This window comes from Actinoalloteichus sp. GBA129-24 (assembly GCF_001941645.1).
Taxonomy (GTDB): domain Bacteria; phylum Actinomycetota; class Actinomycetes; order Mycobacteriales; family Pseudonocardiaceae; genus Actinoalloteichus_A; species Actinoalloteichus_A fjordicus.
In genome coordinates this window covers 46,405-59,408 of the sequence record NZ_CP016078.1, presented here as the reverse complement: position 1 = coordinate 59,408, position 13,004 = coordinate 46,405, and the positions used below count along the sequence as shown (strand labels likewise).

Annotated in this window: 19 protein-coding genes; 14 read left to right on the top strand and 5 right to left on the bottom strand. The window is 70.8% G+C overall.

Translation table 11 applies throughout. The features are described from left to right. Positions 1-130: 130 nt before the first annotated feature. From UA75_RS31470 to UA75_RS31430, 9 genes are all read left to right on the top strand, one after another. Positions 131-358 carry a hypothetical protein gene (locus UA75_RS31470; protein ID WP_157434196.1) on the top strand — a complete coding sequence of 76 codons (228 nt, stop codon included), beginning with the start codon at positions 131-133 and terminating at the stop codon, positions 356-358. Continuing rightward, positions 355-777, top strand: a complete 423-nt coding sequence (locus UA75_RS31465) for a hypothetical protein (RefSeq protein ID WP_075740768.1) — start codon at positions 355-357, stop codon at positions 775-777. The genes UA75_RS31470 and UA75_RS31465 overlap by 4 nt, the downstream gene beginning before the upstream one ends. Then, a complete protein-coding gene (locus UA75_RS31460; protein ID WP_075740767.1) occupies positions 774-1,043 on the top strand; it encodes a hypothetical protein in 270 nt (89 codons plus the stop codon). The genes UA75_RS31465 and UA75_RS31460 overlap by 4 nt, the downstream gene beginning before the upstream one ends. After that, entirely contained in the window at positions 1,010-2,164 is a 1,155-nt protein-coding gene (locus UA75_RS31455; protein WP_198044264.1) for a hypothetical protein, read from the top strand. The genes UA75_RS31460 and UA75_RS31455 overlap by 34 nt, the downstream gene beginning before the upstream one ends. An 88-nt stretch (positions 2,165-2,252) precedes the next feature. Then, positions 2,253-2,543 carry a hypothetical protein gene (locus UA75_RS31450; RefSeq protein ID WP_075740765.1) on the top strand — a complete coding sequence of 97 codons (291 nt, stop codon included), beginning with the start codon at positions 2,253-2,255 and terminating at the stop codon, positions 2,541-2,543. Then, entirely contained in the window at positions 2,540-3,307 is a 768-nt protein-coding gene (locus UA75_RS31445) for a metal-dependent hydrolase (RefSeq protein ID WP_157434195.1), read from the top strand. The genes UA75_RS31450 and UA75_RS31445 overlap by 4 nt, the downstream gene beginning before the upstream one ends. Then, positions 3,304-3,516, top strand: a complete 213-nt coding sequence (locus UA75_RS31440; RefSeq protein ID WP_075740763.1) for a hypothetical protein — start codon at positions 3,304-3,306, stop codon at positions 3,514-3,516. The genes UA75_RS31445 and UA75_RS31440 overlap by 4 nt, the downstream gene beginning before the upstream one ends. A 1,184-nt stretch (positions 3,517-4,700) precedes the next feature. Continuing rightward, positions 4,701-5,582, top strand: coding sequence for a hypothetical protein (locus UA75_RS31435; RefSeq protein WP_157434194.1), 882 nt, complete (start codon positions 4,701-4,703; stop codon positions 5,580-5,582). A 1-nt stretch (position 5,583) separates the two neighbouring features. Then, complete coding sequence (locus UA75_RS31430; protein WP_075740761.1) at positions 5,584-7,842, top strand: hypothetical protein; 2,259 nt, start codon at positions 5,584-5,586, stop codon at positions 7,840-7,842. A 580-nt stretch (positions 7,843-8,422) separates the two neighbouring features. Here UA75_RS31430 and UA75_RS31425 read toward each other — a convergent pair. From UA75_RS31425 to UA75_RS31415, 4 genes are all read right to left on the bottom strand, one after another. Next, positions 8,423-8,935 (bottom strand): hypothetical protein, encoded by a 513-nt coding sequence (locus UA75_RS31425; RefSeq protein ID WP_075740760.1) that lies wholly within the window; start codon positions 8,933-8,935, stop codon positions 8,423-8,425. Then, a complete protein-coding gene (locus tag UA75_RS33650) occupies positions 8,932-9,069 on the bottom strand; it encodes a hypothetical protein (protein WP_157434193.1) in 138 nt (45 codons plus the stop codon). The genes UA75_RS31425 and UA75_RS33650 overlap by 4 nt, the downstream gene beginning before the upstream one ends. An 84-nt stretch (positions 9,070-9,153) precedes the next feature. Next, a complete protein-coding gene (locus tag UA75_RS31420) occupies positions 9,154-9,342 on the bottom strand; it encodes a DUF397 domain-containing protein (protein WP_075740759.1) in 189 nt (62 codons plus the stop codon). After that, positions 9,342-10,181, bottom strand: a complete 840-nt coding sequence (locus UA75_RS31415) for a helix-turn-helix domain-containing protein (RefSeq protein WP_075740758.1) — start codon at positions 10,179-10,181, stop codon at positions 9,342-9,344. The genes UA75_RS31420 and UA75_RS31415 overlap by 1 nt, the downstream gene beginning before the upstream one ends. 194 nt (positions 10,182-10,375) lie before the next feature. Between UA75_RS31415 and UA75_RS34225 the strand changes: the two genes are divergently transcribed. Genes UA75_RS34225 through UA75_RS31395 form a run of 4 tightly spaced genes read left to right on the top strand, consistent with a single transcriptional unit; the run spans position 10,376 to position 11,677 of the window. After that, on the top strand, positions 10,376-10,561 hold the full coding sequence (locus UA75_RS34225) for a hypothetical protein (protein WP_075740757.1): 186 nt from the start codon (positions 10,376-10,378) through the stop codon (positions 10,559-10,561). An 8-nt stretch (positions 10,562-10,569) separates the two neighbouring features. Then, complete coding sequence (locus UA75_RS34220) at positions 10,570-10,752, top strand: hypothetical protein (protein ID WP_075740756.1); 183 nt, start codon at positions 10,570-10,572, stop codon at positions 10,750-10,752. Next, positions 10,749-11,456: an HAD family hydrolase gene (locus tag UA75_RS31400; RefSeq protein ID WP_075740755.1), complete on the top strand. Its 708-nt coding sequence runs from the start codon at positions 10,749-10,751 to the stop codon at positions 11,454-11,456. The genes UA75_RS34220 and UA75_RS31400 overlap by 4 nt, the downstream gene beginning before the upstream one ends. Beyond that, positions 11,453-11,677, top strand: a complete 225-nt coding sequence (locus UA75_RS31395; protein ID WP_075740754.1) for a response regulator transcription factor — start codon at positions 11,453-11,455, stop codon at positions 11,675-11,677. The genes UA75_RS31400 and UA75_RS31395 overlap by 4 nt, the downstream gene beginning before the upstream one ends. Positions 11,678-11,794: 117 nt before the next feature. On the opposite strand, the gene UA75_RS31390 is transcribed toward UA75_RS31395, so the two are convergent. Then, a complete protein-coding gene (locus UA75_RS31390; RefSeq protein ID WP_075740753.1) occupies positions 11,795-12,280 on the bottom strand; it encodes a hypothetical protein in 486 nt (161 codons plus the stop codon). 95 nt (positions 12,281-12,375) lie between these two features. Here UA75_RS31390 and UA75_RS32340 point away from each other — a divergent pair, with 95 nt between their 5' ends. Next, on the top strand, positions 12,376-12,909 hold the full coding sequence (locus tag UA75_RS32340; protein WP_083690699.1) for a helix-turn-helix transcriptional regulator: 534 nt from the start codon (positions 12,376-12,378) through the stop codon (positions 12,907-12,909). Positions 12,910-13,004 lie beyond the last annotated feature (95 nt).

The window sequence follows — 13,004 nt, the reverse complement described above, 5'->3', positions numbered from 1 at the left end:
TCGCGAACTCGGTGACCGAATTGCGAGCCCATTCCGTCTTGACGTCTAAGACGGCCCCCGGCAGCGCGGCAAACGCTGGCCGAGGGCCTCGACCCACTCCTACCATCTCGATCCACGAGAGGAGCAGGCCGTGCCTGCCAGTATGTCAAGGCTTCCGCTGATCGGCTTCCACAACCCAGATGGCACGCAGCGCCACCCTGCGCTCCGCGCCGAGCTGACCGTGGCCGCCGCCGAGTGCCTCACCAACGCGGGCGAGGTCGGCATGGGAACCGCGCCCAGCGCCGGTTGGCTCGCCGCCGCCCAGGTGTACGCCACCCTCGCGCAGGCTGCTGCGACCGTCGAGGCGGGTGCCCGATGAGCGCCCCGACCCCCGTTCGGCGTCTGCTGGACGCCGCGACCTCCGCCGCCGCACGCCAGATCGAGCACCACCAGTCCGGGACCGACGACACCCGTCGGGCGATGTCCGACCGGATCACCGCCCGCGCACTCCTCAGCGCCGGACGGACCCTGGCCGGTCAGGCCGAGACCCATGTGGACGCCGACCGCCTCGACGCGGTGCTCGCGGCAGCTGAGCGCGGCGACCACCGGAGCGTCGAGCTGCTCGCCGACGCGCTCGTCCTCGATGCCCAGCTGCGGATGGCCACGGACATGGCAGCGCGGAACGCCGCCTGGCAGGCGGCGCAGCGGGCGCGCGACCAGCGGCTCATCGCGGATCGGGCCGCCGAGGACACGAAGCTCCCCCGCCGGTTCCTCGCCCGGATCGGGGTGCGGCGATGACCCCCGACGAGCACCGCGCCGCCGCGGCGCAGCACCTGGCCGCCGCGCAGGTCGACGACGGCAGGCTGTCTCTCTCGTGGGCGCGAGACGCCACAGCCAACCTCGCCGCCGCGCAAGTTCACGCCACGCTCGCCCAGGGTGCCGAGCAGGCCGATCTCCTGCGGGGGCTCCAATCCCTCGCGCAGGAAGCCCACGAGGCGGAGCAGGAGCGGGCCTCCGCTCCCCGCCGAGGATGGCTCGACCGGCTGACCGGCGGGGGCCGGTGATGGGCCTCTTCCGCCGTCGCAGGCGCGAGTCGAAGCGCCGATCGCTGCGCCAGTGGGCATCCGACCAAGGCGCGCTGACCGTAGCGATCCTCCTGTCCGGGGGGTCGTCCGCCGTCGACCTCGCCGCGCAGATTTCCTACTACCTGAGCCTCCCACTCGAATTCCGCATCCCCGTTGTCGACCTCATGATCGACCTTGCCTACCCGATCGCCGCTGTAGTCGTCGGGGTCGGCTGGGTGTTCGGCGTGTTCGCCGCATGGTGTTCTCGCCGAGGTCTTCCTAGCGGGAAGCACATCGCCCGCATGTGGCTGTTCTCCGGGATCGCAGCCGTCATCAACACGGTGCACGGTGCCGACCTGTCCAACGACCTCATGACCGGACTCGTCCTCGGCGGCGTATCCCTGCTTGCCCCGATCACGTGGCACTCCTACGTCACTCTCGCTCGGGAGCAGCGGGCGGGATTCGACCTCGCCGACCTTCGCGAGAAGGCCATGCAGCGGATCATGCACCCCGTCATCTACTACCGGGCTGCGCGCCTGCGGACCCTGGACCCGTCATGGGGTTCGGAGCGAGCCTGGGAGATGGCGTCCGTCGCTGCCCGCCTCGACGCCGAGGCCGACTACCAGGAAGACCTGGACACGCCACGAGGGTCGGACCGGAAGCAGGATAAGGAAACCCGTTCGCCCGGGAAGCCCCGCGTCGACCGGGAGAACCCGGAGCCCCGTCCCGCCGAAACCGTCCCGGTCGCAGTTCGCCCAGAGGTTCGACCCGACCCGTCCCCTCGGCTAGGCGTGTCCGACTTCGCCGCAGTCCTCGGGCTGTCGCTGTCCGACCGGGACGAGGCCGTGGACCGGTCAGCCCGTCCCGACCGTCCGACCGAGCCGACCTCGGCTGTCCCGCCCCGTCCGACTCCGTCCCCTGTACGTATCGCAGCGGCCCGGCAGTCCCTCGACGAGCTGATCGAGCAGCTGGAGCAGCACGCCAACGGTGTTGTCCCGGACGGACAGCGGATCACTGAGGACTGGGTGCAGGACACCCTGCGGGAGATGCGCGGAAGCGGCGTGAAGGCGGAGCGTGCCCGCAAGGTCCGCGACGAACTGAACGCCCGGAGGGCAGCATGAAGCGCGACGGCATGGACCTGATCTACCTGCTCGGCATGTTCGCCCCGCTAGTCATCCTCGCCATCGTGATCTACCAGGCGGTGACGGGATGATCCGCCAGACCGAGCTGTGGCCGACCGCCGACCCGTCCGCCGTCCGGAGGGTCACCCTCCACCAGCGGACGGACGGGACGTGGTGGACGGGCATCGTCCACCCCGGACACCCCGTCGCGGCGATGTCCGAGGAGGACTGGCCCGACGAGGCCGCCGCCACCTCCATCTACGAGTGGGCGGTGGACCGCATCTGGCGTCGCGGACCGGGACACCCCGGACCGTGGCACCGGACCACGAGCGACCTGCCCATCACCGCCGATCCGCCGCTGCGGGGGTGGACGCGATGAGGGGCCGCACACACCTCTACGCAGGGTGGCTCGCCGGGCTGGGCGTCGCGGTCGTGTCCGGGGTCGGGCTGGCCGCCACGGCGGTCCTCGGCACCGTGGCCGCCGGGGCGGCGCTGGCCCCGGACATCGACCACCCGGAGTCCACCGCTTCGACGGCGTTCGGGGCGGTCGGACGGATCGCGTCCCGGACGGTCGGGACGGCAGGACGGACGGTCTACCGGGGGACGGGCGGACGGGTCCTCGTCCGTCCCGACCGTCCCGCGCAGGACGGAGGACACCGGGGGATCACCCACACCCTCGGAGCCGTCTGGCTGGCTGCGATCGCCACGGACCTGCTCGTCCCCGAAGTGGGGACGGGCGCCCTGATCGGGACGGCCGTCCTGCTGGCCGGGTCGGGACTGATGCTCCGCCGGGCGGTCGGACGGGACGGCTGGACCGTCCCGCTTGGACTGCTCGTCCTCGGCGTGCTGATCGACCCGTCCGCCGCAGTCGCCGACGTCGTGCCCCTGCTGCCCTACGCCGTGGCCGCCGGGTGGGCCTCACACCTGCTGCTCGACGCCGGAACTCCGATGGGCGTCCCGCTGCTCGGGCCGATCGGCGGCTGGCGGTACGTCCGCCTGCCGTGGACCACGCCCTGCGGCTCCGACACCGAGGAGGGGCTGATCCAGCCTGCGTTCCTCGCCGTCGCCGTCGCGCTCTCCGTCGTACTCATCGCCAACCGCGGCGTCCCTGCCGTCCTCAGTGCCCTTGGGAGTGCCCTGTGATTGCCGGATATGCCCTGTTCGCAGTCTTCTGCTTCCTCGCGTGGTTGATCGGCCGTCGCGGCCGAATGATCATCGCGATTGTCCTCGCGACGGTCGCCGGGGTCGTTCTCTCATCGACCACCATCGGCCCGAACCTCCTCCAGGCCGCGTCGGCCTCGGTGAACGGCATCGCCGCCACCGCGGTCAGCGTCTGGAACTCGATCTTCTAGGAGTCCCCGTGCCTGACCAGCAGAAACAACCAGCGACTCCACCACCCGAGACGACCGAGGTCCCCCCGGCTGCTACTGCGGCCGGGGGTGTCCCCGTGCGCGCCGTCGGCACCGTCGCCGCCGGGGCAGGCGGACTCGGGGCGTCCGCTGTGCTCATCTCCGCGTGGGGGTGGGCCGGGCTCCTGCCGCCCGTGGGGGCTCTCGCCGCGTGGCTGGTGATCCGGGCGCACAAGGCCAAGCGGGCGAAGGCGGCTGCGGAGGCCACCAAGGCGGCGACGAAGGACGGCGGGAAGACGGCCTCGAAGCCCGCAGGCACGTCCGCCAGCTCGGGGACAGGAGGGAAGCCCTCCCCGAAGGGGGCGTCCGCCCCGTCCCGTCCCGGCTCCCCGTCCTCCCGTCCGTCCAGCACGCCCCGTCCCGCCTCCCAGACCGTCCGCCGTCTGGCTGACCGGATCAGGTCGGCCCGTCCCGCAGCCGCCCGTCCCGCAGGCACCCGACCCACGGTGGCCGGAAGGACAGGACGGACGGCAGGCGGGGGACGGACGGCCGGGACCGGACGGGCCGGGACGAACACGGGTCGGACAGGCGGACGGACCGGAGCCGGGGCGGCCCGCCCCGGTCTCGCCGGTCGCCTCGCCGGACGCGGCCGGACACCGAACGCGGGACAGCGCGGAGGGACGACCCCGACCGGACGGACTGGACGTCTCGCCGGACGGACGTCCGGGACGGGACCGTCCCGACCCGCAGGAGGACGGGCGGGTGGGCGGACGCCAGCAGGCCCCACCTCTCCCCGTGCCCGTCGCACCGCCGGGCACACCACCGCCACCCGCTCCGGCGGGCTCCCCAGCGCTGGACGCCGGACGGGGACGGGACGTCCGACCGGTCCGACCCGGCTGGCCGGACGGCCCGCGTCCCCCCGGTCGGCTGGTGCCCGTCCCTCGCCCCGGCCCGGTGGTGTCCGTCCGGCCCGGACGCCGTCCGCTGCCCGAGCCGGGTCGGGACGGTCCGCTCTGTCCACGGCGGGACGGACGCCTGCGTCGAAGCGGACGCCGCCGAAGGTCAAGGACACCTCGACGCACACCACCCACGGAGGCGGCGGCAAGAAGCCCAAGACGCGCAGCGAGCCGTCCTTGATGCGGGAGTGGGCACGTGCCCGGATCGAGGACGGCAAAGAGAAGCGTCACATGAAGCGGGAGGCGAAGTACGACGCGCGTGTGGCCGCCGAGGAGGCCCGCCTGGCCGCCGAGGAAGAGGAACTGGTCGACGGCGACGACGACCTGCCGATCGACGACTCGTGGCGCAACGGCAAGCCTGCGGAGAAGCAGGGCAAGTCAAAGCGGGAGTACCGACGGATCTGGGACCGCTACCTCGCCCCCATGGGACAGGCGCTGCGCGACCCGTTCGAGGGCCTGCCCGATCCGCGCCTCGCCGCCCGCCGTGCCGCAGCGTCCGCCGCTGAGGCCGTCCGAGACGGGGCGGTCGGACTGAAGGCGGCGGGGCGTCCGTTCGTCCCGTCCCAGCCGTCCGAACCGACCCCCGTCCCCCGTCTCGACCGTCCTGTCGGGGCGTCCGGTCTCCGCCGTCCCCCGGTGGTCGTCCCCCGACGTCCGGCCAGCGGACGGACGCGCGTCGACCGGCTCCGCCCGACCGTCCACCTCGACCCGACCCCCGAAACCCGACCCGACCCGACCCGGACGGAACGTCCGTCCAGCCCGACCCGACCCGTGATCGCAGGAGGAAGCATGTTCGGCATCTCCGACGCAGCCCAGTCCCTGGCCGCGTTCAACCCCGACGAGCCCACCCAGATGAAGAACGCCCTCATGGCGTTGCCCGGCGAGATCCGCGACCTCGGCGCAGGGTTCGCCGCACTAGCCGAGAACATCGCGGCGAACTACCCCTACGCCCCCTCCGTGGCGGACACTCTCCGTGAACTCGGTGCCGCCGTGAGTGCGACGGAGCAGGGCGCGGAGGACGCCGCGATGGCGTTCGTCCGCGAACACGAGGTGGACCTCAACCGCCACGAGTCCCCGCGTGCGAACGAGCAGCACTGGAACGTGAGGGGCTGACATGGGAGTGGACGTGGAGGAGATGACCGTACCCAGGGCGGCTGCCTGGGCGCTCATGGGAGCGATATCCCTGTGGGGCCTTGCCGCGGTGCTGGTCTCCGCCACGTCCACACCTCCGTGGGCGGCGGCCGTCGGCGGGCTGCTCGCCGTCGCCGCCGCCCACTGGCGCATCCAGTGGGCACTGGATCGTCGGCTGGCCGCTACATGGGGACAGCGGCGAGCCGCCCGCTGGATGACGTGGGGAATCGGCGTGCTCGCCTCGGCGTGGCTGACGTGGGCGCTCGCCGCCGGGACAGTGATCTCCGGCGGGATTGTCGTGTCCCTGCTGCTGCTCGCGGTGGTGGCGTGGGGCGTCCTGCACCCGCTACTCGTGTCCCTGCCCGAGCCCGTCGCGCCTTCGCCAGACGGGACGGGCGAGACGGGCGGGACAGGACGAACGGGTGGCGTGCGGACGGGGACGGTCGGGACAGGTGACCCGTCCGACCCATCCGCATGGCAACCCGTCCTGGACCTCAAGGGCGTCTCGGTCCGGGTCGTCGGCGTCGAGCGGTTCGCTGCGGGCTACACGGCATCCGTCGCCGCAGTCGAGGGAGACCTCGACGTCCTGTTCGGAGCGAAGACCCCGGACCGGATCGCCACCGCCGCTGGCCGTCAGTGGCCCGACCTTCAGGTGGCCTACGGATCGGTCGTGATCGAGCGCGGGCTCACTGCGGGGACAGCCCAGGTCCGCCTGCTCACGAGGGACGTCCTCGCCCAGGAACGGCTGCGCCCCGCCTCGTCCGAGCCGGTCTCTATCCAGGACCCCTGGTGCCCAGGTGAACACCTGGACGGCTCCAGGGTTGAGATCAGCCTGCGAGGACACGGGCAGATGATCGGAGCCTCCCAGAGCGGCAAGTCCACGACCATGCAGTCCGCGATCGAGCACGTGGCTCGCTGCTCGGACGCGGTCCCGCTCGTGGGAGGCTCGTGGAAGTTGGCCGACCTCGTGTCCCCATGGCTGGCAGACCTGGAGTCCGGACAGAGCCTGCGGACGCCGTTCGGGTGGCTGTCACCTACTGCCATATCTGCGATGCGACTGCTCGCCGCGATGTGGCAGTACGCCGACCACTTCTTCTCCACCCCGGCCTCACAGCGACCCACAAAGCCGACGCGCGAGTGGCCCGCTTACGTAGTGTTCCTCGACGAGGTCCACCGCCTCATCGAGTCCCGCGTGAAGATCACCTGCCACGACGGGGTCACCCGCGACGCATCAGCCCTGATAGAGGCGCTCACCAGCGGCGCGACGGGGGCGTTCGTCTACCTCGTTCTCGCCTCTCAGCGTGGAACCACCGACCACTTCGGGATGCAGGGAGGCAGCATCAAGGCCAATCTCACATGGCACATGGCGTTTCGGTCCGCCGACCCGGCTGACCTCGGCCGCGTCATACCTGACGTGACCTACGGCATGACCAACGTCAACCTGACCCACCCCGGCACCGCCTACGTGAAGGTCGGAAAACGGTCCCCGATGCTCGCAAAGATGGAGAAGCTCCGGTCCATTCCCGCGTCAGCGCGGGCGGTCGCTGGACTCGGTGGCACCTGGCCGTCCTGGGCCAGCGACGTACTGACCGTCGCGGACAACGCCTTCGCGGACAGGTGGAAGTCGTCCCCGGAGGAGTTCTTGGCCTACGTCTACTCCGGGAAGGAACCAGCCTCGCCTGCGCCCATTCCGACCGCCGAGCCTGCGGTCAGTCCCGGCGTGCAGAAGATGCGCGAAGCGACCGCCCGCTTGCAAAGGAGTACAGCTCGCCGTCGACTGGCTCGCGAGCTGACCGACGAGCGCATCGGCGACACACTCGCCGCGCTGGAAACCCTGCCCGTGCTCGACGCCGAGCCGGGCGAACCCGCCGTGCCAGCGACCCCCACCCCGCAGGCTGCCCCCGAGCCGCCTCCCGCCGCCCCGGAGCCCGCTCCCCCCGCTGCCCCTGCCCGCCGCCTGCCGCAGCCGCTACAGGCGATCCTGGACGCGATCGGCGCGCGTCCGGACCTCGTGCTCACCACCGCATCCGGTGCCCAGATGGTTGCGGCGAAGGACCTCATCACCGCGATCGGGAAAGCCCGCCACGGAGACACCCCGGCCATCGCCCGGGAGGGCGCCGCGCTCACCCGCGAACTCAAGAAGCGGTGGGGGATCGAGAGCGAGCAGGCCCACATTCCCGGCAGGGGAACAGTGCGCGGCTACCTCGTGTCCTCCCTCCGGAAGGCGGGAGAACAGCGGTAGACCACCGGTAGGACCCGGTATACCGCTCTACCGAGTCCTACCGCTCTGACCTGCACATATCACCTCTCCCGCCTATACCGGGAAGACCCGCGACACCGGCAAGGGTGCGGAGAAACCGCAGGTCGCACCCCACCACCGCCCACCGCCGGATGCGGTAGGCGGGAGACCGGTAGACGCGGGAGACCACGAGAGGAACGAATGAACTTCGACGAGCACGAAACGGCCGCAACGAACGCCATGTCCACGGCACATCCAGACTGGGAGGCACGGTCGACAGTGCTAGCCATGCTCGGAATCGGCGCGGCCATCGACCGTCCGCCCGCCGCCACGGAGCGACTCGCGGAGGCGCAGGAGGACGCGACGCCGCCGACGAAACGCAGCTGGCGCTGAGCAGACCGGACCGGGCGCGCAGACCTCCGGGGTAGGAAACCACTACCCGAGGAGCCGCCCATGCCCCGCCGACCACGTCCAACCCGCCTGCCGCGTCCGGACCGCCGACGACACCAGCGCGGCGGACGACGCCGCTGAACGACGACGCCCCCACGCCAGCACGGCGTGGGGGGCGCGTTGCGTTGCGGGCTCAGACTGCGGCCAGCTCCGCCGGAGCCCGGTACGGAACCTCGGCAGGGCGGTTGTGCGATCGGCACACCTCGTACAGGCGGCCCCTGGTTTCGCCCGGCGGCTGGCCACGATCGGCGTAGCTGAGGACCTGGAGGACCAGGCGGCGACCCGAGCTGAGCTTCCAGGTCTCCATCGCCCAGCCCCCTCGCGACGTCGAGTTCCCCAGCCGCTCCCAGAGATTCGGCAGCGCTTCCCACGAACCCAGCGGGGCCGGGTCGGCCGAGTACAGGTCAAGCAGTTCGGCCATCGACGTCCCCTCTCCACCTTCGGAGCGGACAGCCTCGTCCACGTGCTCGGCGATCTGCTCGCGAACCCAGGTGATCACCTCGCTCGGAGACCACGCCACCAGGGTGGGCTTCTCGGTGGAGGCGTCGGCCCACCGGGCCGGGTCGGAGGCGTACTCCAGCGTTGCGAGGCAGTGATGATGGGCGGGGACGCCGGGCGTCACGTCGCCCCACGATGAGACGGTCATGGTTTCGCTCCTAAGTGCGGTGCGGTGCCCACGACCTCGCCGCAGGCGGTGCAGATGATCTCGTGCTCGGTCTGTCGGGTGCTGGTGTGTCGGCACGGCTCGGGGAACAGCCCGCCGTCGTCTTTCTTCGCCATGTCCCGATCGTGTCGTCGGCCGGGACATGCTCGCGCCTGCCGCTTGGGTGGCGGCCACCCGCCAACGGGGTGACCGCCACTGGCTCAGCGGAGCCGGTCGGCCCGGATCGACGCGAGCAGCGCGCCGAACGTCGACCGGTCGACGACGAGGGTTCCGCCGTCCCGGTTCTTCGTGTCCCGGATACCGACGATGCCGGGGGCCTGGCCGACCTCGACACAGGACGACTCTGCGCCGCTCCGAGATGATTTCTTCCAGCCATGCAGTACCGTCATTACTCTGCCTCGTTTCGTCGATGGCGGTCTCTGTAGGCCGCGATGAGCTCCTGCGAGTCGGCCGGGCTCATCGCGGTCTCACGGAGACTATCCACCGCGTTGAGGAACGGCGGCGTCCTCTCGGGGTCGTCGATGAACACCCCCGACGACAGGTGCTCGAGGTGGATGATCGGCCGGTCGGCGGGGAACCGGAACACCGAGAACGCCCCGTTCAGCGCGGGGTGCAGCCGGTCGATCGGTAGGACACGAACTGTCGTCCCCTGCTTGGACCGGTCCAGAAGCAGCTCGCACTGCTCCGCCATCACCCCGCTGCCGCCAAGGGGCCGCAGCAGCACCGTCTCGTCGATGATTGCCTCGAAGGCGAGCGCGGGCAGGACCCGCTGTCGACCCATGCGAACCGCGACGCGCGCTTCGACGACCTCGTCCGGGACATTCGACGCCCGCAGGATCGCGCGCGTGTACTTCTCGGCCTGCAACAGGCCGGGGACCAGAACAGGGTGAACCTCGGTGGCCGACGTCGCGGAGCGCTCGAACCGGAGCAGGGCGTGCAACTGATGCGGCAGACCCGCACCGGTCTCAATCCACTGCGGTGCAGCGGCAGCGTCGACCATCGACAGCAGTCGTTCCCGCTCCGGCCCGACGACGTCGAGGCGCGCGAGGATCGTCGACAGGACGGCCACTGACGGGGTCATCTTCCCGGACTCGACGCGGGAGATCGTGGACACGTTGAACCCGGCGAGTGTGGCGAGACTGCGGGCGCTCAGTCCCTTTTCTTTGCGATACGAGGCGACCTCTTCACCGATCGCCCTGGTTGCGGCGTTGCCGCTGTTGCCTGCCATGCAACACATCATAGTCACATGACCCTCGCATTCGCTACCCGCGTTGCCGCCGTTGCACAGCATCGGTATATTGTTGCGCAACGGGTTTGAACTGGGAGAACGAGGGGGTTCCTCATGTTTCCTGCCGCCTGCATTTTCATATGCGTGCTAGGTGTTGCATGGTCCGCTCAACAGCTCTACTGGGCGGTGTCACGGTGACTGCCCTCAAAGGCACCCTCAAAGGCGCCGTCTGGGCGGGCCTGCTGCGCCCCGGCTACTCGCACATCCATGACCCGCAGTACCGGGCGCTTGACGTCGCGCGCTGCGGCGCCGTGCTTCGGCCTGCCGACGACGGCGAGCGGCTCCAGCCGTGCCCCGCCTGCCACGGGGGCGAGTCATGAAGCCGTGGATGCACAGGCGCGACGACGAAACCGAGCAGGACCGCAGCAAGCGGCTGACGCGCACCTGCTGTTGGTGCGGCCGGGAGGACGAGGACTTCCCCGCCTCCGACGCACACGAGATGCGCTGCACGCACCAGCCCAGCCCCGGACGACGAACCGCCACCCCTGCCGCGAAGGAGAACCAGCCGTGAGCTGCCGAATCCGAATCCTCGCCGACCTCGACGGAACCCTCGTCGACCCGCAAGGGTCAGTCTTCGACTGCTACGCAGCTGCGTTCGCGAAGAAGCGGCACAGGAAGTACCCCGCTCTGAAGCTGCCCACCGGAATCACCGCATGGGACCGACTGCGGCGGAACCTCATCGCAGCCGAAGACGAACACGACGACGACACGGTGAAGGACTCAGTCCGGGCGATCGCCGCCTTGGCCAGCCAACGTCGCCGATCATGGATGCCCCTCATCCAGCCGCGACAAGGAGCAATGGAGTTCCTCCGCCAGGCATACATCAGCTCTCACTTTGACGTATCGATCGTCAGCGCGAACATGCTGCTGCCGGGGATAGACAAGCTGGCCGCGATCGGAGCGGAAGGCTTCGTCGATGTGGAGGCGTCCGCGTGGGGCGACGAAGCATGGGTGCGCGGCGATACAGCGCTGCTGTCGCTCGAGCGTTCTGGCACCGATCCCCGTGACGCAGTGGTGTTCGGCGACACCGTGGAAGACATCCGGGCCGGGCGTCACGCTGGCACCCGTGTGGTGGTGGTCTGCGGCGGTGCGGACCCGCGGGAGGACCTGGAGGCAGCCGGTCCGGACGCGATCCTCGATGACCTCAAGGACACCGACCTCCTGATGGACGCACTCCTCGGCCACGCCCCGTCGAGAGCGCTGGTCGCCGCGTGACCGCCGTGATGCCCCGCCGCTGGCCGACGCCCACCGAGGCCCGCGTCCTCGCGAGGCTGGCCCGGGGGATGGCCCCGGCGGCGATCGCGGACGACCTCGGGATGCCAACGCGAACGGTCGAGAGCCACCTCCGCCACGCGCGCGAGCGGCTTGGTCTGGACCGCCGCGCCGAACTCCGCACCTGGGCGGCAGCCCACGCCCCCGAGCTGCCGGACGCCTGATCCCACGTCCGGCACCACGGCCCCGCCTGATCCCCCGCAGGCGGGGCCGTGGCACGTCCGGGGATCGCGTCTTGGCTCCGCCGGTTCGCCCGGCGCGAGAGTCCCGCGTTCGCTGCTTCAGCACCCGGCCCAGCGCTGGACGTCCGCAGCCGACCGCGCCCGCTCCTGCTCGACCACCTCGGGGTGTGCACGGTCAAAGTCGCCGAGGGCGCGGTGCGCCGCAGCGATGGCGAGGTCGTTCTGCGCCTTCCGTCCGCGGTAATACCCGGCAGGGTTTCCCGCGTCGTGGGCGCGTGCCCGGTCGTCGCTGTCCGCATCGATCGCGCTGGTGATGCGGCGGACCAGCGCCTCCCTCTGGTCCACCAGGGGCATCTCCGGAGCGAGCCGAGGCTGCGCCGCCAGCCTCTCCGCCTCTGCCGCCTCCGACGTGGTGAGCCCGAGTCGCCCGAGTCGGTGGGTGATCTCGGGGGCCGGTGGGCGCGGGTGCCGCTCGAGGACGCCGCGGGCGAGAGTGCTGCCGTCGGCGAGTTTCGCGGCGAGGACTCCTCGGTGGTCTCGCACGATCGTGACGGTGCGTCCGTCGCGGAGGGTTTTCTTCAGCATCTCAACTCCAAGTTTGTCTACACCTTGTGCGACAAACTCTAGTTGATGTACGGTCGGTACGTCAACACAAAGTGCGACAAACCGAAGGGTTGATCATGACCTACACCGCAGGCGCCAGCTGGCACATGACCCGCCTCGACGACGCCACCATCACCTGGGTCACCGTCACCGGCCGCAAGGGCGACTCCGCCCCGAAAAACGCCCGCGTCCACGCCGTCGTCACCGGAGACGACACCCCCGCACGCCGCATCCTCAAGGACGGCACCGTGCTGCCGATCGGCGATGGCGGGCAGCGCGGTCTCACAGTGTTCGGCTGGGACGTCTGGAGTCGACCCGCGCCCGACCGCGTCACCGAACTCGTCCCGGAGTTCGCGCCCTACATGGCGGCACTCCTGGCCGGGCGGGGGACCACCCTGCATCGGTTCACGTCGGGCGACAACACGATTCTGTCGCCGCGCGAGGTCGCGGCCCGGATCGGCGTGCAGCCCCGCACCATCCACCGATACCGGGCACGAGGGGAAATGCCCGCCCCCGACACCACCGACGGCGGGGCAGCGTGGAAGCCCTCGACCATCGACGCCTGGATCGAGGGCCGACCAGGTCGCGGAAAGCGGAAGTCGGCGCCCTGATATGCTGTGTGCGCGGCTTCGGCCGCTGGCTCCACCAGGCTGGCCTGGTGTGAGAGTCCCGAGAGATCGGGGCGCGGATCGAAACGTCTACCGTC

Excerpts from the sequence above, each read along its gene's own strand:
- UA75_RS31465 (WP_075740768.1), top strand. The coding sequence starts at position 355 with ATGAGCGCCCCGACCCCCGTTCGGCGTCTGCTGGACGCCGCGACCTCC.
- UA75_RS31460 (WP_075740767.1), top strand. The coding sequence starts at position 774 with ATGACCCCCGACGAGCACCGCGCCGCCGCGGCGCAGCACCTGGCCGCC.
- UA75_RS31455 (WP_198044264.1), top strand. The coding sequence starts at position 1,010 with ATGGCTCGACCGGCTGACCGGCGGGGGCCGGTGATGGGCCTCTTCCGC.
- UA75_RS31450 (WP_075740765.1), top strand. The coding sequence starts at position 2,253 with ATGATCCGCCAGACCGAGCTGTGGCCGACCGCCGACCCGTCCGCCGTC.
- UA75_RS31445 (WP_157434195.1), top strand. The coding sequence starts at position 2,540 with ATGAGGGGCCGCACACACCTCTACGCAGGGTGGCTCGCCGGGCTGGGC.
- UA75_RS31435 (WP_157434194.1), top strand. The coding sequence starts at position 4,701 with ATGAAGCGGGAGGCGAAGTACGACGCGCGTGTGGCCGCCGAGGAGGCC.
- UA75_RS31430 (WP_075740761.1), top strand. The coding sequence starts at position 5,584 with ATGGGAGTGGACGTGGAGGAGATGACCGTACCCAGGGCGGCTGCCTGG.
- UA75_RS31425 (WP_075740760.1), bottom strand. The coding sequence starts at position 8,935 with ATGACCGTCTCATCGTGGGGCGACGTGACGCCCGGCGTCCCCGCCCAT.
- UA75_RS33650 (WP_157434193.1), bottom strand. The coding sequence starts at position 9,069 with ATGGCGAAGAAAGACGACGGCGGGCTGTTCCCCGAGCCGTGCCGACAC.
- UA75_RS31420 (WP_075740759.1), bottom strand. The coding sequence starts at position 9,342 with ATGACGGTACTGCATGGCTGGAAGAAATCATCTCGGAGCGGCGCAGAG.
- UA75_RS31415 (WP_075740758.1), bottom strand. The coding sequence starts at position 10,181 with ATGGCAGGCAACAGCGGCAACGCCGCAACCAGGGCGATCGGTGAAGAG.
- UA75_RS34220 (WP_075740756.1), top strand. The coding sequence starts at position 10,570 with ATGCACAGGCGCGACGACGAAACCGAGCAGGACCGCAGCAAGCGGCTG.
- UA75_RS31390 (WP_075740753.1), bottom strand. The coding sequence starts at position 12,280 with ATGCTGAAGAAAACCCTCCGCGACGGACGCACCGTCACGATCGTGCGA.
- UA75_RS32340 (WP_083690699.1), top strand. The coding sequence starts at position 12,376 with ATGACCTACACCGCAGGCGCCAGCTGGCACATGACCCGCCTCGACGAC.